The sequence below is a fragment of the Wolbachia endosymbiont of Mansonella ozzardi genome, assembly GCF_020278625.1.
Taxonomy (GTDB): domain Bacteria; phylum Pseudomonadota; class Alphaproteobacteria; order Rickettsiales; family Anaplasmataceae; genus Wolbachia.
Window position 1 is genome coordinate 13929 of record NZ_JADAKK010000004.1, and the last position, 17590, is coordinate 31518.

A 17590-nucleotide genomic window follows, 5' to 3' on the forward strand; every position below is an offset into this window, starting at 1 on the left:
ATACACCATTATCAACTATAACTGTTTCTTTTTTTTGACTACTCATCTTAACAGTAATTATGCCAGGCAATAAATAAATCAAGTAAGGAGAATGGTGAGCTAAAACCATAAGCTCCCCTTCAAGCCCAATTATTGAAAGAGAAGCAACTTTATTGAATAAAATTTGATTATCAGGAGAAAAAAATTGCACTTTGAAGGTACCCATAATCTTTAATTTTTAGCTCCAACTTTAGTTTCAGCCTTTATTAATTCAGCCTTTTGCATTGCTTCTTCTATATTCCCCACCATATAAAAGGCAGCCTCTGGCAAGTGATCATACTTGCCTTCAACAATCCCTTTAAAGCCAGAAACAGTATCGAAAAGTGAAACAAATTTACCAGGCATGCCAGTAAATACCTCCGCAACGTGAAAAGGTTGAGAAAGAAACTTCTGAATTTTACGAGCCCTATCAACAACAATTTTATCCTCATCAGATAGTTCATCCATACCAAGTATTGCAATAATATCTTGCAGTGATTTATAAGTTTGCAATATACGCTTTACCTCAGAAACCACCTTATAATGCTCTTCACCAATGATTTCAGCAGACAAAGACTGAGAAGTCGAATCAAGTGGATCAACAGCAGGGTATATCCCCATTTCAGCTATTTGCCTTGATAACACTGTGGTTGCATCAAGGTGAGAAAAAGTAGTTGCAGGAGCTGGATCAGTTAAATCATCCGCAGGAACATATATAGCTTGCACAGAAGTAATGGAACCTGAAGTAGTTGAAGCTATTCTCTCTTGCATTGCACCCATATCGGTTGCAAGGGTTGGCTGATAACCAACAGCTGAAGGTATTCTTCCAAGTAAAGCAGAAACCTCAGAACCAGCTTGAGTAAAACGGAAGATATTATCCACGAAAAATAAAACATCTTGATTTTCATGATCACGAAAATACTCTGCCATAGTTAGAGCTGTTAAAGCAACCCTAGCCCTTGCCCCAGGAGGCTCATTCATCTGACCATAAACCAAAACAGCTTGAGATTTTTCATGCTCATTTATATCTATCACATTTGAAGTGATCATCTCATGATAAAGGTCATTACCTTCACGCGTCCTTTCTCCTACTCCGGCAAACACGGAAAATCCTTTATGAGCTTTTGCTATATTATTAATCAATTCCATTATCAGAACTGTTTTACCAACACCAGCTCCACCAAATAAACCAATTTTTCCTCCCTTAAGGTAAGGTGCAAGAAGATCTATAACTTTTATTCCTGTAACTAAAACTTCTTCCTGTATTCTCTGCTCAGTAAAACTTGGAGGTGTTCTGTGTATAGGTTCTAAATCATATTTTCCTTTCAGCGAACCACACTCATCTATAAGCTCTCCTACAACATTAAAGATTCTCCCTAAAGTTGAACGCCCAACCGGAACTGATATTGGTACACCTGTATCAAAAAATTCGTCATCTCTTGACACACCATCTGTGCTATCCATAGCAATACAACGGACTATATTGTCACCTATATGCTGTGAAACTTCTAAAACCAGCTCCTTGCCCTTATATTTTAGTTTGCTTTTTAAAGCATTAAATATTTTAGGTAACTCGCCTTCAAATTTTAAATCAACAACTGCTTGAGTTACCTTAACCGTTCTACCTATATTCATCTCTTTACTTCTACCACCTAACACGACAACTTTATGAAAAAGTTCCCAAAGAACTCTTCAAGAAAATAAATTCTATATTATTAGTAGAAATTTTGCAACAACATTTGCTAATTACGCTTTATTATGAACAGTGCAAACGCATTTAAGAGCCAAGTAATAATAAATAACACTAAGCTAAGTGCATAAGCAGCAAGAGTTTGTACACTATTGAAATCCTGGTCTCCAGTAAGCAATGTAGCAATTTGTACAGTAATAGTAGTAACTGAATTGAGAGGATTAAAAGTCAAGTTTGAATTGATTCCCACAGCCATCAGCACGATCATTGTTTCACCTATCACCCTCGAAATTGACAACAAAATTGCACTTAAAATTGTCGGCATTGCATAAGGTATTGTTATGCGCCATATAGTTTCTGCTGGAGTGGCTCCCAATGCCATAAAGCCATAGCATAAGCTCTTTGGAACAGACCTGATTGCGTCCTCCAATAAGGAAATAATAAAAGGAAGAATCATTATCCCTATCGATAAACCAGCAACTAGGGCGCTCTCTGAGTGTACATTCAAACCAAAAAAATTTGTTATCTGTTTCACAGAAGAAGATAAAAATACAACCGAGAAATATCCATACACGACTGTAGGAATAGCAGATAAAACTTGCAAAGCTGTATTAACAATGTAACGTACTTTCCCACTAGCATATTCACTAATATATATTGCAGAAAACAAACCAAGCGGAATAGCAACCAGCATTGCTACAATAGTTATAACCAAAGTGCCAACCAAAAGCGGAGTTATACCAAAACATCCTATTTTTTCTCCATTGATAGTTACCACATTATGGCTCCATTTCAAGCAAAACAAGAATTCTGAAATAGCTACTTCTTTAAAAAAATTAATAGATTGGGTAAGAATAGATAACATTATAAATAAAGTGATAAGAAATGATATGGCTAGAGCCACAAACAGTGAAAATTTGATTATCTTATTTCTTTTGCTTTTAAATATAAAAGCAAACATGAAAAAAAGTAACGCTACAGAAATCGAAGTTATAAAACAATTGTTACAGAGTATTAATAACCAAGTTAACATCCATATACAACTAAGATATAAATAAGATTTAACCTTATCCACTTGCTTAAAGCAAAATAAAAGAATTAGTAGCGTAGGTATGGAAAGGATTATTACCAACGAATTCATCTATCAAATCTTATTTTACGAGAATACAACTTTAAGATTATCCAAATATAATGGAACCATCATTTGACAATAAAGTAAAATAAATTAAAATAACTAATTATATTTATAAAAACAATGAAGAGAACATTTCAACCGAAAAATTTGATAAAAAAGCGTAGGCACGGCTTCCGCTTACGTATGACAACAAAAGCTGGGAGGAAAATTCTCAATAGGCGTCGCTCATTGGGATGCAAAAAACTATGTGCATAGTTAAGTTATCGAGCATAAAAAAAAAGAGTTTTCATTTGCTTTTAAAAATAAGCTAGCATCTGGTGGTCTTTTTTATCGTGGGTTCTACATATCGTTGTATGCTATAAAAGAGAAAGAGCCCGAAAAGTATATTTACACTATTAGAACAGGTCTAGTTATCAGTAAAAAATCTGGAAAAGCAGCAAAAAGAAACAAAATCAAAAGACGATTACGGGTACTTGCCAGATTCATCATTCTAAATATAAATAACGTAGGGTATTATTATATAATGTTGACTCATAGAAATATTATGCAAGCAAGTTATAAAAGCTTACAAAAAAATCTCAATTAAGGTATTTACAGCTATATTATTTATGATAACATAGGTAAAATTTTTAAAAATAGTTAATGGGTGTGGTGAATGATAGAACACATAAATGAGGTAAATAACGTAAGCTTTGGCGAGATGTATAAGCCTTTATTTCCCTCTAGAGAAAAAAGAACAGGAACACGGATAGATTGGGAATCAGCATTTCTTCAACAAGAAATATTATTAAAGAATGTGAAGAATAATGCAACATTACCAGAGATCAGTCATTCCCCTTCAAAAGGAAATCAACTAGAAGAAGTGGGAACAATGTTAGATGACATAGAAAATGACAAACATATAAGGAAGAAAAGACAACGCAGCTAAAGCAAAGATTTAAAAACAATAGTAAAATAAGGCAACTAAAATAAAAGTATGCTCACCACTTAATTGATAAAGAAATTTTTATAAACTTGGCAGCGACCTACTCTCCCTTTGCAAGTACCATCAGCGCTAAAAAGTTTCACTTCCGAGTTCGAGATGGGGTCGGGTGTTTCATTTTTGCTATAGCCACCAAGTTAATAAAAACCTCTAGTTCAATAAATTCAATCTAATATTTAACACTGCATATGCACATATAGAAAGTAAATAAATCAATCAGGCTATTAGTACTAGTTAGCTTCACATGTTACCATGCTTCCACACCTAGCCTATCAACGTGGTAGTCTTCCACGGCCTTAATTGGGAAATCTTTTTGAAGAGGGTTTCTTGCTTATATGCTTTCAGCAATTATCCCATCTATACATAGCTACCCAGCAATGCTATTGGCATAACAGCTGGTACACCAGAGGTATATCCATCTCGGTCCTCTCGTACTAGAGTTAGATCTTCTCAAATTTCCTTCACCCACGGCAGATAGAAACCGAACTGTCTCACGACGTTCTAAACCCAACTCACGTATCACTTTAATCGGCGAACAGCCGAACCCTTGGGACCTTCTCCAGCTCCAGGATGTGATGAGTCGACATCGAGGTGCCAAACGGTATCGTCGATATGAACTCTTGAATACCATCAGCCTGTTATCCCCGGCGTACCTTTTATCCGTTGAGCGATGACCCTTCCATACAGAATCACCGGATCACTATGACCGACTTTCGTCTCTGCTTGGCTTGTCAGCCTTGCAGTCAGGCAAGCTTATGCCATTGTACTATCAAGCTGATTTCCGACCAGCTCTAGCTTACCTTCGCACGCCTCCGTTACCTTTTAGGAGGCGACCGCCCCAGTCAAACTACCCACCATACAATGTCCTAGTTCCAGGTAATGAAACATAGTTAGGTACCAAAAATGTAAAGGGTGGTATCTCAAGGTTGACTCCATTACAGCTAGCGCCATAACTTCAAAATCTCCCACCTATCCTGCACATTACATTTTTAATAACAATGTAAAGCTATAGTAAAGGTGCACGGGGTCTCTTCGTCTAACCGCGGGTACCCCGCATCTGCACGGGGAATTCAATTTCGCTGAATTGATGTTGGAGACAGTGGAGAAATCGTTACGCCATTCGTGCGGGTCGGAACTTACCCGACAAGGAATTTCGCTACCTTAGGACCGTCAGTGTTACGGCCGCCGTTTACTGGGGCTTCAATTTGGAGCTTTCACCCTTCCTATTAACCTTCCAGCACCGGGCAGGCGTCAGACCCTATACTTCCACTTACGTGTTTGCAGAGTCCTGTGTTTTTAGTAAACAGTCGCTACTCCCTATTCTGTGCCACCTACTAATAGTTGCCTAAAAGCAGGTTACCCTTCTTCCGAAGTTACAGGTATAATTTGCCGAGTTCCTTCAACATCATTCTTTCAACACCTTACTATACTCTACTCATCCACCAGTGTCGGTTTACGGTACGGCCTCATGAATATAAGTGCTATTTCCTGGAGCTTCTTTTAAGCATAGATCAATCCAATCAGACCTATACAAATACAAAACCCGTCACACTTAAGAGGTTCAGGAATATTAACCTGATTGCCATCGACTACTCCTTTATGGACTTGCCTTAGGAACCGACTAACCCTACGCAGATTAACTTAACGTAGGAACCCTTAGATTTTTGGTGAGAGTGTTTTTCACACTCTTTTACGCTACTTATGTCAGCATTCTCACTTCTGATATCTCCAGCAGTTTTCACAAACTACCTTCATAGACTTACAGAACGCTCCGCTACCGCACCTATTGATCGGAATCAATAAGTACCCACATCTTCGGTATACAGCTTTAGCCCCGGTACATTTTCAGCGCAGAAAAACTTATTTAGACAAGTGAGCTGTTACGCTTTCTTTAAAGGATGGCTGCTTCCAAGCCAACCTCCTAGCTGTAATGATTTTTCTACTTCCTTCCCCACTTAGCTGTAATTTTGGGACCTTAGATAGTGATCTGGGTTGTTTCCCTTTTCACCACGGACTTAGCACCCGCAGTGTGTCTGTTATATAATTAATTATTGGTATTCGGAGTTTAGTTAGATTTGGTAAGACGGTGAGTCTCCCTAGTCTATCTAGTGCTCTACCCCCAACAACATACATACAACGCTCTACCTAAATAGATTTCGCGGAGAACCAGCTATTTCCAAGTTTGATTGGCCTTTCACCCCTAATCACAACTCATCCAATAATGTTGTAACATTAACTGGTTCGATCCTCCAGTGTGTCTTACCACACCTTCAATCTGGTCATGACTAGATCACTTGGTTTCGGGTCTAATCCATAAAACTAAAATGCCCTATTCAGACTCGCTTTCGCTATGCCTACACCTAACGGCTTAAGCTTGCTCTATAGATTAACTCGCTGACCCATTATGCAAAAGGTACGCTGTCACTCTAATGTAAACCAACTACAAGATTGCTCTTGTAGCAAAAACATAAAGCTCCAACTGTTTGTAAGCACTCGATTTCAGATTCTATTTCACTCCCCTCCCGGGGTTCTTTTCACCTTTCCCTCACGGTACTCGTTCACTATCGGTCGTTAAAGAGTATTTAGGCTTGGAGGATGGTCCCCCCATATTCAAACAGGATTTCACGTGTCCCGCTTTACTCGAGGATTTAAAAACTTTCTACTTATACAGGACTATCACCTTCTATGGTTACTCTTTCCAGAGTATTCTAATTCTTATTCTTAAACCGCTAGCCTTTTCCGCTTTCGCTCGTCACTACTAACAGAATCTCAGTTGATTTCTTTTCCTTTGGTTACTTAGATATTTCAGTTCACCAAGTTTGCTTCGCATATTGATTTAATATGCAATAACTAGCTTAACTAGTTAGGTTTCCCCATTCGGAAATCTGCGGATTAAAACCTATTGACAATTCCCCGCAGCTTATCGCAGCCTGTCACGTCCTTCATCGCCTTTTAACGCCAAGGCATTCATCAAGTGCTCTTAATAATTTATTTACTCGACTATATGCAGAATATGCAGAGTTAAATATTATTGAAATTGAATTGAGATTAAATTAATCCCTACCATAAAACTTGTCAAACATCTAAAAACTAAATTAACTTCTTACATGTTAGGAACTAATGAGTAATGTGTCAACGCTTTTTTACAAAAAATATTTCTTATATTAGCAACAAATAATATACTTGTAATCCTAAGTAGGTAAAATTTATAATTTAAGTGGGTGTTAAAGTAGAATTATATACAATTTAGAGATCAATGAAAAAAATATTCCATAATATAAAATGCTTTAAAAATCAGATCTACTTAAAAATGGTAGTAAGTGCCAAGGGTACCTAAAATATGAAAGGCAACTTACCCTTTATAAGTGTTATTTTAAGTTTTATTCGCAAGTTAACTGGTATGTTTAATATTAAGAAGGCCAAACAATTTGCTGTAAATCAATACAATAATCTCTATAAAAAAGCAACAGCATTTTTTGAAAAGTCCAAAAACCTATTAAACACCAACATTGAAATCGGTTTATATCACTTCTATAAGGGTCACATACCAGATGCAAAGCTAAGGTTTTGGTTGATCAGCATATTCTATTCCAACTTACCCGTAGTTTGGTATAACATTGGAAGGTGTCATTTTGCAATGGGAAATATTAACAAAGCCCATACCTATTTAACAAAGACACTAAAACTAGATAATAACTATGAAGAAGCTTCTTACTACATAAACAAAATGACAAACCCGGCATCGATCACAAAATTGCCTAAAAACCTCATAAAACAATATTTTGATTACATTGGCGAGTATTTTGTTGAGCATTGGTTAATCGCTAAACAATACAGAGGACATGAACTTGCGCACATGGTAATTACAGAAATCTTTAATAACTCTACTTCTGCACTCAACATACTTGACCTTGGTTGTGGAACTGGAATATGTGGTCATTTCTTAAAAATACACAATACTGGAAATTGCATAACAGGAGTTGACATTTCAAACAGAATGCTAAATATTGCCAGAGGATGCTTTATAAAGGGTAAACCTGTTTATAATGAGTTAATACATATGGAAATGACAGATTTCCTTAAACAAGAAAGAAATTATTTGTATGATGTCATTATTTTTGCCGAAGTGTTACATTATCTACATGACTTCCAGGCAGAATTGGAACTAGCAAAAGGATCTATGAGCAAAAAAGGAGTAATAATATGCTTAATAAGAAGAAAGGAAGGTGAGGGCATTGACTTTGTAAATAAAGGAGATTACTTTTGTCACTCAGAAAGTTATGTTCAACACGTTGCAAAAGAAATAAATATGCAAATAAGTTATATAAGTTACTGTAAAATATATGGAAGTCAGGTTAATGGTATCTTGTTCGCGCTACAGCATCCACAAAAAAAATTGAAGAGCTTAGCTTAAAGATCACTATTGCTCAAAGCAGTATCTATATACAATAAAATATGAAGAGGAATTTTATGGGTAATATCACTATTAATCACGAAAAAAATGGTAAATTAACTAATTTTGGAAAAGCAGTTCTATCGGATAGGTATCTGATAGAAAATGAAAGCTATCAAGATCTTTTCATACGCATTTCCAGCTATTATTCTGATAATAAAGATCATGCACAGCGTCTTTATGACTACACGAGCAACTTGTGGTTCATGCCTTCAACACCAATACTTAGCAATGGTGGTACCAAAAGAGGGTTACCCATCTCTTGTTTTCTCAATGAAACTGCAGACAGCTTGCAGGGAATAGTTGATTTATGGAATGAAAATGTCTGGCTTGCTGCACGTGGAGGAGGCATAGGTAGTTATTGGGGAAATCTACGTTCAATTGGTGAAAGTGTAAAGGGCAGCGGTAAAACATCTGGAATTGTACCATTTATTGTGGTGCAAAATGCTCTAACGCTTGCGATCAGTCAAGGGTCCTTAAGAAGAGGAAGTTCAGCAGTTTACCTTCCTGTATCCCACCCAGAGATAGAAGAGTTTCTTGATATACGCAAGCCAACGGGAGGTGATCCGAACCGTAAAGCATTAAATATACATCATGCCGTGACAGTAAATGATAAATTCATGCAAGCTGTTGAGAATGATCGAGAATGGGATTTGATTAGTCCTCATAACAACAAAGTTATCTCAACCGTCAAAGCACGTGACATATGGATCAAAATATTAACAGCAAGAATTGAAACTGGAGAACCTTACATTATTTTTCTTGATGCAACGAATAATAATAAGCCAGAGTCTTACAAAAAACTCAATCTAGACATCAAAATGTCAAATCTGTGCAGTGAAATCATTTTAACTACAGGTTACGATCATCTAAACAAATCGCGCACTGCTGTGTGTTGTCTATCATCAGTGAATCTTGAATACTACGAAGAATGGAAAGACAATGAACTTTTCATAGAAGATATAATGCGTTTTCTTGACAATGTGTTAGAGGATTTCATAAATAAAGCACCAGACGAAATACAGCGAGCAAAATATTCTGCAACAAGAGAGCGTAGTATCGGTCTTGGTGTTATGGGCTTTCACTCATTTTTACAAAGTAAAATGGTTCCTTTTGAATCGGTAACAGCACAACAGTGGAATAAAAAAATATTTAAGTATTTGCATGAGCAGGCAGATATGGTTTCTAAAAAATTAGCAGAAGAAAAGGGAGCATGCCTTGACGCTAAAGAAATCAATCTAATGGAAAGATTTACACATAAGCTTGCTATTGCTCCAACTGCTTCAATTTCTATTATTGCAGGCAATACTTCTCCCGGAATAGAACCATATGCAGCAAACGTATTTACACAAAAGACACTAACAGGTTCATTTGTAGTGCGAAACAAATTCTTGCAAAAGCTATTGGCAGAAAAAAATCAAGACAATGATAAAATATGGTCCTCAATCTCAACAAATGAAGGTTCCGTGCAGCACTTAGATTTTCTTAGCGAACATGAAAAATTGACATTCAAAACAGCGTATGAGCTTGATCAAAGATGGATTATAGAACACGCAAGCGATAGAACACCTTACATTTGCCAATCTCAATCAGTAAATTTGTTTCTACCTGCTAACGTACATAAACGTTACTTGCATAAAATACACATGCTTGCTTGGAAAAAAGGCCTAAAAAGTTTGTATTACTGTAGATCACAGTCAATGCAGAGAGCCGACAAAGTTTCGCACGACATATTAAAAAAAAGTGAAATATTGCAGCAAAAAACGGATATCGATTATGATGAGTGTTTGTCATGTCAGTAAATGCTACATAGAGATCCTTATGAATTTCTAAAGTCTATTCCAAAAGACAAGTGTATAATGTGTCTTGACATGGGAGAAAAGCAAATAGGTATAGCATTCAGTGATAGAACGCAGCTCATAGCCACAGCTCACAGTGTATACCACAGAAAAAATGTAAGTAAAGATTTAGGTTATTTAAACAGGACATTCAAAGAAAATGAAGCTGGGTCAATAGTAATGGGATTACCACTGGAAATAGAGAAGCAAAAAAGCGAGTGGTGCGAGACCATAATCCAATTTGCAAATAAAATGATAAAAAAATATAAGGTAAGTATATATTTACAAGATGAAAGCTTGTCAACGTCCATTGCGGCTCATACACTAAAGATTACTGGAGTACCAATTACAAAATCGAAAAAAATAGATGATAAAATTGCTGCATGTATTATTCTACAACGAACGTTAGACAAGATAAATACAATTAAATAGTTTCTTTTCAGCACGTAACATGCAACTGTATGAACTTATATCGCAAAGGTAAAGATACTAGGAATTTAAAACTAATAAATTTAAAGAAAACTTCTCTTCATTATAATCTTAGTCATAGCCAGATATATGAAATTCTCAGTAGATGTTGTAATATAACAAATCTCAATGGTAAATTAAAAAGTCTCCCTGCGATAAGAGGTTTAGCGAATTTACTATGTATTTTGTTTGATAACGAAAGTCGATACAATCTTTATGCTTAAGAAATTTACCAAAAAAAAGGCAAAGAAACTCCGTTAGCTAGTTATTCACTATCTATCTTTTAAATTGGCATTTTTTTTATTGTCTTAAACGCTTTAACAAACGCATTTTAGCTTATACTAGGTAAAAACCTTGAAAGTTTATAAAGGCATGAGGTACACATAGTGCAAAAAATTAAACAACAGTACGCCAAGTACATTGAGTTTTTTCGTTGTTTAATCTGTATGGACTGAAACTAAATAATAGCTTCAGTATTATAATATTGGAGGAACTTGTCAAGTAGTTTTTTTCGTTTCTATTGGGTAACACGGATAAGCCCAAACGTCATCATGTCTTTAGAAGAGTTTACATGGAGGCTCTTAAGTTGACAACATTGGCTAAAAAGGTACGTTACTGCTTACGAAATTTGCACTCCTTGCCTTGTAGAAGATTTGCAATATTTTTGTGGTGCTTTAAAAAAACTAATACTGCAACGATCAATAGAGTAAAAAATAGGTCTTTTTGAAAAAAAAGAGAGATCGCAACAACTGCTGCAGTAGCCATTAAGGAGGCAAGAGAGGAGTATCGAAAGATAAAAAATACTGCTAGCCAAACAAATATAAACACTAATGCCATATGAATACTAAGTGCTATCAAAATTCCCAAAGTTGTTGCAACTCCCTTCCCTCCACTGAATTTTAACCATACAGGAAACATGTGCCCTAGGACTGCTAACATTGCGGATGCACATATGTAAAAACTATCACTACCAAAAAATTGTTGCGCTATATTAACCGCGATGAATCCCTTCAAGGAGTCCAGAAGTAACACAAGAGCAGCAAGTTTTTTATTCCCTGTTCTTGCAACATTTGTAGCTCCGATGTTTCCAGAACCTACTCCTCTTAAATTTATTCCTTTTATCCTTATAATGATTAAGCTAAATGTTATTGAACCCAACACGTAGGATAACATAAGAACTATATACTTCTCCATCGTAACAAAAATCTAGCTAATCTTGTTATTTCTCAGCCTCCTCAGGTAGCACTGAACTTCATCGTTAATCTTACTACTAAACAGCATAAGTGCTGTCATGTTGACGAGAGCCAAACAAGAGAATAAAGTTCCACCGATATTGGCAATAGTCATTATATCCTTAGAAAGACCAGAGAAAAACGCTACAATTATTACCGCTATGCGATATATCACTATACTCTTTGCGCCAAACAAATATAGCCATCCCACTTCACAGCAATACACAAACGAAATTACTGAAGAAAACGCAAACAAAGGTGCAGCTATCGTCAAAAGTATAGGAAACCAAGAAGAAACTGTTTCAAATGCCTTTTGAGTAATCAATATCCCTTCGCCAACACCAGCCTGATACGCACCCGTTATAACTATTGTTATCCCTGTCAAACAACAAATTAACATTGTATCAAAGCATGGTTCTATCATTGCAACTAGTCCAGTTCTAACTGGCTCCTCATCTTTAGCCACTGCATGTGTAATTGAAGCAGAACCAACACCTGCTTCGCTGGCAAAAATCGCTCTTTGAATTCCAGCAACTAATGTTCCAACTACTCCTCCACCAACGGCATTGAAATCTATCATATTGGAAAATAATATTTTAAATGCATTGCTAAAGTTATGAATATTAAATGCGATTATAATGACACAACTAAAAATATATACGAGTGACATAATAGGCACCAGCGCGAAAGATACCCTGGCTATTCTCTTAATTCCACCTATGATTACCAGAGCAAGTAATGCGGAAATTATAGAAGAAAGAAACCAAGGATGACTATCCACCCAATTTGAATAACCAGATAATATTGAAACCATTTGGTTGGTTTGAAACGCTACACTCCCACCAAGACCTGATAACACAAAAAACACTGCATATACCGCAGCCAATACAACACCAAGTTTCTTAAATCCAAATTCCTCCAGCCCATTTCTTATGTATTGAAAGGGACCGCTAAATAATTGATCCTGATCTTCTGTTCTGTGCCTAAATGCTAAAGTCACTTCGGCAAATTTTGCTGACATACCAAAAAAGCCTGTAAGCATCATCCAAGGCACTGCCCCTGGTCCTCCCATTGAAACTGCAATTGCAACACCGGCAACAGTTCCAAGACCAACCGTACTTGAAAGTGCTGTTACAAATGCCTGAAAATGCGTAATGTGGCCATCGTGATGATTTGTGTCATATTTTCCACACAAAATAGCAAACGCATGTTTAAACATCCTGATGTTGAGAAATCGAAAACGCAACGTTAGAAATACATAACCGAACGCTAGCAAAAGAATTATAAATGGAACGTAGAAAATCTTGAAAAACAACACCTCATTCATGAAATTGTTTATTCCACTTAATACAGCACCATAGTTTTCGTAAAAATCCAAAGCAGCGTGCGCATTATTAAACAATAGGCAAAATAATACCGCACAAAGCAATCTATAAATCATGTTTAATACCTTTTAGAATTGTAATAATAATTTATTGTGTTTGAGACTTCCCTTCTTAGTAGATATATTGCAACAGCATTTGGCATCATAAGACACATAAACAAACTGTCGCCTAAATAAGACATAAATTCTATACTTTTTGACATACAACTGATATACGCCAAACCCACTTATAAGAACTTGGAACAATATCAGTACTTTTTTGCTACCAAATAAGTACAGCAAGGCAACTTCACAATAGTAACAATAAGCTATTATTGTGGAAAATGCAAAGGAAAACATTATCAGCGAAAGAACTAGCTTGCTAAATAAAGGCAAGGCTGTTGAAAGTGCCGAGCTAACCAATGTAATAAGTATTATGCATACCAGTGATAATTATCACAATACCAGTCAAGAATGAGACTAATATTGTATCTACAAGTGGTGCAATCATTGTAACACTTCCAACTTTAATTAGGTCTTCCTCTTTCACAGATGAATGTGCTGCCATTGCCGCTGTTCCGGTACCTGCTTCGTTATAGCAAATACTAATCTTCTAACTCCGGCGCTATTAACCCACTCAGCACCCCACCTCCTATGGATGATTTGTTAAAGATATCTTGGAATATTGTAGATAAAGCGTTCAACAGATTACTTCCGTTTACACAGATTAAATACACACATACCTATATACAATATTATCGTAATTGGTGCTAAACCTGTTGAAACGAAAGCAATTCGTTTTATTCCTCCCAGTATTGCAATTAAGACAAGCAACAATATAATAATAGACGCGTTATGTTCAAAGAGGTTGTTTGACAATGCTGCAATTTTATTTGCCTGAAATGGTATGCCATCTAAAATCATCGCAATAAGTAACATAATTGCATAAGTGAATGCAAGAAATTTACCAGTCCTAACAATTCAATCTTAGCAAGCCCGTACCTCATTCAATAAAAAGCCCCGCTAGTTGAGTTTTTGGAGCGATAATTGAATGCAAGCACCACTTCGGCAAATCTTATTATCGACAATACCAAGTATTCTAGTAATTATCATCCAAAAAATTGCACTTGGGCCCCATATTGTGATAGCTATAGCAACTCCTGACTTACCCCAAGACCAACCGTTCCTGAAATTACTGTTGCAAACGCTTAAATATAAGTGATTATACCGTCGTTATGATTACATTTTAGGTTAAATAGCGTTTGTATTCCATGCTTGAATAACCTAAAGTTAGTGAATTTGAACTGAACCGTATAAAAAACTCCAGTTGCAATTACCCAAATAATTATAAATGGAATGTTAAATATCTTTACGTACAGAAATGAATTTAATAGTTCACTTATTTTTATAACCATGCTACTTACCACTTTTTGTTACAATTTTTAGCTAACGAGCTTTATAGGTGTAATATATGTAGAGCCCAACGCTTACTGGAATAGTCAGTGTATATATTACACCTAGAATTGGTAGAGTAATCCAAGGCTTACTGACAAAAAATACGATAAATACTCCAAAAAGTGACACAAATATATAGTACAGGCTCCTGGGAATATAAATGTACTTTGCAGAGAAAGTTGGAATATGGCTGACTGAAAAAAATGAAATAGCTAAAAAGTAACAAGCCGTATTTCTTATGTTAAAAAATTGCTCCATAAAAAGTAAGTATTCACTTTCATGAGATTGAAAGGTAATAATTATTGGCAATAAAGAAAGTAAAGCACATATCGGTGCTGGAACACCAGAAAAGAAGAATTTTTCCCAGCCAAGTTGTTCTGCATTCAACGATACATTAAACCTTGCAAGTCTTATCGAAATGCAGATAACATATATCATTACTAATATCCACCCTATAACTTTGATTCCCTTTAACTTCCAAAAATATAAAAGAAATGCAGGTGCTGCACCAAAATTTAGAAAATCTGCAAAAGAATCAAGCTGCGCTCCAAAATCACTAGTTGATTTTAGAATTCTCGCTATTCTGCCATCCATTCCATCTATAATTGCTGCAATGATAATAAAAATTACTGCAAATTCCCACTGTTCATTAAATGTAAATTTAATTGAAGTAAGACCAGAACATAAACCCAATAAAGTTACAAAATTTGGGAATAACTTGGCAACAGGTAAAGACCTACTGTTACTGCCATTACTGCTCATATGACATCAAAAGTAAGCTTCTCTTGAGTACTTTCCTTATTCAAATTTGCTATAATTGTTTCACCGCCAACAACAGTTTGCCCTTCTGAGACTCTTATTTCTACATCAGTAGGAACGTAAATATTTACCCTGCTGCCAAATCTTATAATCCCAAACCTCTCACCTGCTTTTACGTTTTGAGACGCTCTTAAATTACAAACGATACGACGTGCAATTAACCCAGCTATTTGCTCTACAATAATTTCTTTTCCCTTTCCATGCTCAACCACAATAACCTGTTTTTCGTTTTCGTTACTAGACTTATTGCTCATTGCAGACACGAACTTGCCTTTCTTATAGTGCATTTCCTTTATTGTACCAGATATTGGTATACGATTCACGTGCACGTCCAAAACACTCAAGAATATGCTAACAAGCGTGAATTTCTTTTCTTCTTCGTCCTCTGTTGATAAAGAGTAACTCACCTCTTCAATTTTTGAAATCACACCATCTGCAGGGCTTAGCACAAGGTCTTTATTGCCTGGAACAACCCTTACTGGGTCGCGAAAGAAATAAGTGCACAATAACGTTGGAAACAAACATGTAACGCCAAAACCCCAAGATATAGAGAACGCTATACATGTTACTATAAAAGAAATTACTATAAACAAATAACCTTCCTTGTTTACATTGGGTAAACTAAAACACATAACCTTAATAACAATAACCTGCTATTCACAACTTATCATTTATCACTCCTCATGGGAAGTTTTTTTTAACGCTTCAAAAAGCTTTTTGATATGAGTTAATATTGTAAACGTTATATTATAGCCAAAGCAACTTAGGCTCATCAACGATTTGATATCCTGCTCTTCCATTGCAGAATCTATACGAAGATACTGCGGCGGTAAGACGATTGTGTCCAACACAAACTTCAGCTAGATTAGAAAACTGATTCTTCTAAAAGCTGCTCGCTTTCTTCTTCCATCGCAATAGAGTTAATGCGATTTCTAAATAAATCTCTGATTTTGGTTTCTATCTCATTTGCAACTTCCTTGTTTGTCTCAAGGTAATTTTTTACATTCTCCCTTCCTTGTCCAAGACGTGTGTTATTATATGAATAATAAGCACCTGCTTTTTCAAGCACACCAAGTTTTGCTCCTATATCTATCATCTCTCCGAGTCTTGATATGCCTTCATTGTACATTATATTAAACTTTGCTTCTCTAAATGGGGGAGCGACTTTATTTTTTACAACTTTAACTCTCGTTTCATTGCCCGTAATATTTTCTTTATCCTTTATTGCACCGGTTTTTCTTATATCAAGCCTTATAGAAGCATAAAATTTTAACGCATTCCCACCGGTGGTAGTTTCAGGGTTTCCATACACCACTCCTATTTTCATACGAATTTGATTAATAAATATTAATATGCAATTCGCTTTTGAAACTGCGGAAGTTAGTTTCCTGAGCCCATGACTTAGAAGTCTCGCTTGCAATCCCATGTGCTGGTCACCCATATCTCCTTCAATTTCAGCTCTTGGAGTTAATGCTGCAACAGAGTCAACAACTATCACATCAACTGCACCAGAACACACCAAATACTCAACGATATGTAACGCTTGCTCTCCAGTATCTGGCTGTGAGATTACCAAATCATCAGTATTTACTCCAAGTTTACGGACATATATGACATCCAATGCGTGCTCTGCATCGATAAATGCACATAACCCTCCCTTTTTCTGAGCTTCAGCAATTACATGCAAAGCAAGAGTGGTTTTACCAGAACTCTCAGGACCAAATATCTCAATTATACGGCCTTTTGGCAATCCCCCAACACCTAGGGCTGAATCAAGCGCAATTGACCCTGTGGATATTGTATCTATCTTCTCTACAGGATTCTGCTTTAGTTTCATTATAGCGCCTTTACCGAATACTTTTTCAATCTGACTTATTGCGTTATCTAGCGCCCTTTGCTTATCATTATTTCTTTCCTCTGGGTTGCTTGCCATAGGCCATTTATTAATTTGTATAAACTTCATGATAATCGAACATGAGTAACCTGCCAAGGATTTTTTAATAACGAAGAACGTTGACGATTTAGAAACAAAAAATTACTTGACAAGTCCTCCAATATTATAACACTGAAGCTATTATTTAGCTTCAGTCCATACAGATTAAACAACAAAAAAACTCAATGTACTTGGCGTACTGTT

General features: G+C 36.0%; 17 protein-coding genes, 2 rRNA genes and 1 pseudogene. 6 read left to right on the forward strand and 14 right to left on the reverse strand.

Going from position 1 to position 17590, the window contains the following annotated elements; translation table 11 throughout:
* The 3 genes from IHO40_RS00710 to pstC all read right to left on the reverse strand — a co-directional run.
* Window positions 1–205: F0F1 ATP synthase subunit epsilon (locus IHO40_RS00710; protein ID WP_410543348.1), on the reverse strand; the 205-nt coding region annotated here is incomplete at its 3' end.
* A gap of 5 nt (window positions 206–210) precedes the next feature.
* Window positions 211–1653: a F0F1 ATP synthase subunit beta gene (atpD, locus tag IHO40_RS00715; RefSeq protein WP_225536297.1), complete on the reverse strand. Its 1443-nt coding sequence runs from the start codon at window positions 1651–1653 to the stop codon at window positions 211–213.
* 107 nt (window positions 1654–1760) lie between these two features.
* Window positions 1761–2849: a phosphate ABC transporter permease subunit PstC gene (gene pstC / locus IHO40_RS00720; RefSeq protein WP_458695341.1), complete on the reverse strand. Its 1089-nt coding sequence runs from the start codon at window positions 2847–2849 to the stop codon at window positions 1761–1763.
* 114 nt (window positions 2850–2963) lie between these two features.
* Here pstC and rpmH point away from each other — a divergent pair, with 114 nt between their 5' ends.
* From rpmH to IHO40_RS00740, 3 genes are all read left to right on the forward strand, one after another.
* Window positions 2964–3098: a 50S ribosomal protein L34 gene (gene rpmH / locus IHO40_RS00730; RefSeq protein WP_225536285.1), complete on the forward strand. Its 135-nt coding sequence runs from the start codon at window positions 2964–2966 to the stop codon at window positions 3096–3098.
* Between the two features lie 7 nt (window positions 3099–3105).
* On the forward strand, window positions 3106–3429 hold the full coding sequence (gene rnpA, locus IHO40_RS00735) for a ribonuclease P protein component (RefSeq protein ID WP_225536298.1): 324 nt from the start codon (window positions 3106–3108) through the stop codon (window positions 3427–3429).
* A gap of 69 nt (window positions 3430–3498) precedes the next feature.
* Window positions 3499–3771, forward strand: a complete 273-nt coding sequence (locus tag IHO40_RS00740) for a hypothetical protein (RefSeq protein WP_225536286.1) — start codon at window positions 3499–3501, stop codon at window positions 3769–3771.
* Between the two features lie 84 nt (window positions 3772–3855).
* On the opposite strand, the gene rrf is transcribed toward IHO40_RS00740, so the two are convergent.
* Together rrf and IHO40_RS00750 are read right to left on the reverse strand one after the other, a co-directional pair.
* Window positions 3856–3962 (reverse strand): 5S ribosomal RNA (rrf, locus tag IHO40_RS00745).
* Window positions 3963–4028: 66 nt separating this feature from the next.
* Window positions 4029–6819 (reverse strand): 23S ribosomal RNA (locus IHO40_RS00750).
* Window positions 6820–7165: 346 nt separating this feature from the next.
* Here IHO40_RS00750 and IHO40_RS00755 point away from each other — a divergent pair.
* From IHO40_RS00755 to ruvX, 3 genes are read left to right on the forward strand one after another with little or no spacing between them, the layout of a single operon-like run.
* Window positions 7166–8239, forward strand: a complete 1074-nt coding sequence (locus IHO40_RS00755; protein WP_225536287.1) for a methyltransferase — start codon at window positions 7166–7168, stop codon at window positions 8237–8239.
* Window positions 8240–8295: 56 nt separating this feature from the next.
* Window positions 8296–10080, forward strand: coding sequence for a ribonucleoside-diphosphate reductase subunit alpha (locus IHO40_RS00760; RefSeq protein ID WP_225536288.1), 1785 nt, complete (start codon window positions 8296–8298; stop codon window positions 10078–10080).
* Complete coding sequence (ruvX, locus tag IHO40_RS00765) at window positions 10081–10548, forward strand: Holliday junction resolvase RuvX (protein WP_225536289.1); 468 nt, start codon at window positions 10081–10083, stop codon at window positions 10546–10548.
* 648 nt (window positions 10549–11196) lie between these two features.
* On the opposite strand, the gene plsY is transcribed toward ruvX, so the two are convergent.
* The 9 genes and pseudogenes from plsY to recA form a co-directional block, all read right to left on the reverse strand.
* Window positions 11197–11778 carry a glycerol-3-phosphate 1-O-acyltransferase PlsY gene (gene plsY / locus IHO40_RS00770; protein ID WP_225536290.1) on the reverse strand — a complete coding sequence of 194 codons (582 nt, stop codon included), beginning with the start codon at window positions 11776–11778 and terminating at the stop codon, window positions 11197–11199.
* A 12-nt stretch (window positions 11779–11790) separates the two neighbouring features.
* The gene (locus IHO40_RS00775; protein ID WP_225536291.1) at window positions 11791–13257 is read right to left on the reverse strand and encodes an alanine/glycine:cation symporter family protein; all 1467 of its coding nucleotides are present in this window, start codon (window positions 13255–13257) and stop codon (window positions 11791–11793) included.
* Between the two features lie 12 nt (window positions 13258–13269).
* The gene (locus IHO40_RS05720; protein WP_368666742.1) at window positions 13270–13602 is read right to left on the reverse strand and encodes an alanine:cation symporter family protein; all 333 of its coding nucleotides are present in this window, start codon (window positions 13600–13602) and stop codon (window positions 13270–13272) included.
* A complete protein-coding gene (locus tag IHO40_RS05725) occupies window positions 13595–13747 on the reverse strand; it encodes a hypothetical protein (RefSeq protein WP_255585924.1) in 153 nt (50 codons plus the stop codon). Before IHO40_RS05725 ends, IHO40_RS05720 begins: the two co-directional genes overlap by 8 nt.
* Window positions 13748–13887: 140 nt before the next feature.
* Window positions 13888–14292, reverse strand: a pseudogene (locus tag IHO40_RS05730) (alanine:cation symporter family protein).
* A 333-nt stretch (window positions 14293–14625) separates the two neighbouring features.
* Window positions 14626–15396, reverse strand: coding sequence for a CDP-alcohol phosphatidyltransferase family protein (locus tag IHO40_RS00785; protein ID WP_225536292.1), 771 nt, complete (start codon window positions 15394–15396; stop codon window positions 14626–14628).
* Window positions 15393–16085, reverse strand: a complete 693-nt coding sequence (locus IHO40_RS00790) for a phosphatidylserine decarboxylase (protein WP_225536293.1) — start codon at window positions 16083–16085, stop codon at window positions 15393–15395. The genes IHO40_RS00785 and IHO40_RS00790 overlap by 4 nt, the downstream gene beginning before the upstream one ends.
* 42 nt (window positions 16086–16127) lie before the next feature.
* Entirely contained in the window at window positions 16128–16304 is a 177-nt protein-coding gene (locus tag IHO40_RS00795; protein WP_225536294.1) for a hypothetical protein, read from the reverse strand.
* Window positions 16305–16318: 14 nt separating this feature from the next.
* Entirely contained in the window at window positions 16319–17386 is a 1068-nt protein-coding gene (recA, locus tag IHO40_RS00800; RefSeq protein WP_225536295.1) for a recombinase RecA, read from the reverse strand.
* Window positions 17387–17590: the final 204 nt, after the last annotated feature.

What these genes read in the sequence shown, in the direction of transcription:
- IHO40_RS00785 (WP_225536292.1), bottom strand. Translation starts at nt 15,396, where the DNA reads ATGAGCAGTAATGGCAGTAACAGTAGGTCTTTACCTGTTGCCAAGTTA.
- IHO40_RS00790 (WP_225536293.1), bottom strand. Translation starts at nt 16,085, where the DNA reads ATGTGTTTTAGTTTACCCAATGTAAACAAGGAAGGTTATTTGTTTATA.
- rpmH (WP_225536285.1), top strand. Translation starts at nt 2,964, where the DNA reads ATGAAGAGAACATTTCAACCGAAAAATTTGATAAAAAAGCGTAGGCAC.
- IHO40_RS00755 (WP_225536287.1), top strand. Translation starts at nt 7,166, where the DNA reads ATGAAAGGCAACTTACCCTTTATAAGTGTTATTTTAAGTTTTATTCGC.
- recA (WP_225536295.1), bottom strand. Translation starts at nt 17,386, where the DNA reads ATGGCAAGCAACCCAGAGGAAAGAAATAATGATAAGCAAAGGGCGCTA.
- IHO40_RS00760 (WP_225536288.1), top strand. Translation starts at nt 8,296, where the DNA reads ATGGGTAATATCACTATTAATCACGAAAAAAATGGTAAATTAACTAAT.
- atpD (WP_225536297.1), bottom strand. Translation starts at nt 1,653, where the DNA reads ATGAATATAGGTAGAACGGTTAAGGTAACTCAAGCAGTTGTTGATTTA.
- IHO40_RS00740 (WP_225536286.1), top strand. Translation starts at nt 3,499, where the DNA reads ATGATAGAACACATAAATGAGGTAAATAACGTAAGCTTTGGCGAGATG.
- ruvX (WP_225536289.1), top strand. Translation starts at nt 10,081, where the DNA reads ATGCTACATAGAGATCCTTATGAATTTCTAAAGTCTATTCCAAAAGAC.
- IHO40_RS00775 (WP_225536291.1), bottom strand. Translation starts at nt 13,257, where the DNA reads ATGATTTATAGATTGCTTTGTGCGGTATTATTTTGCCTATTGTTTAAT.
- pstC (WP_458695341.1), bottom strand. Translation starts at nt 2,849, where the DNA reads ATGAATTCGTTGGTAATAATCCTTTCCATACCTACGCTACTAATTCTT.
- plsY (WP_225536290.1), bottom strand. Translation starts at nt 11,778, where the DNA reads ATGGAGAAGTATATAGTTCTTATGTTATCCTACGTGTTGGGTTCAATA.
- IHO40_RS05725 (WP_255585924.1), bottom strand. Translation starts at nt 13,747, where the DNA reads ATGGCAGCACATTCATCTGTGAAAGAGGAAGACCTAATTAAAGTTGGA.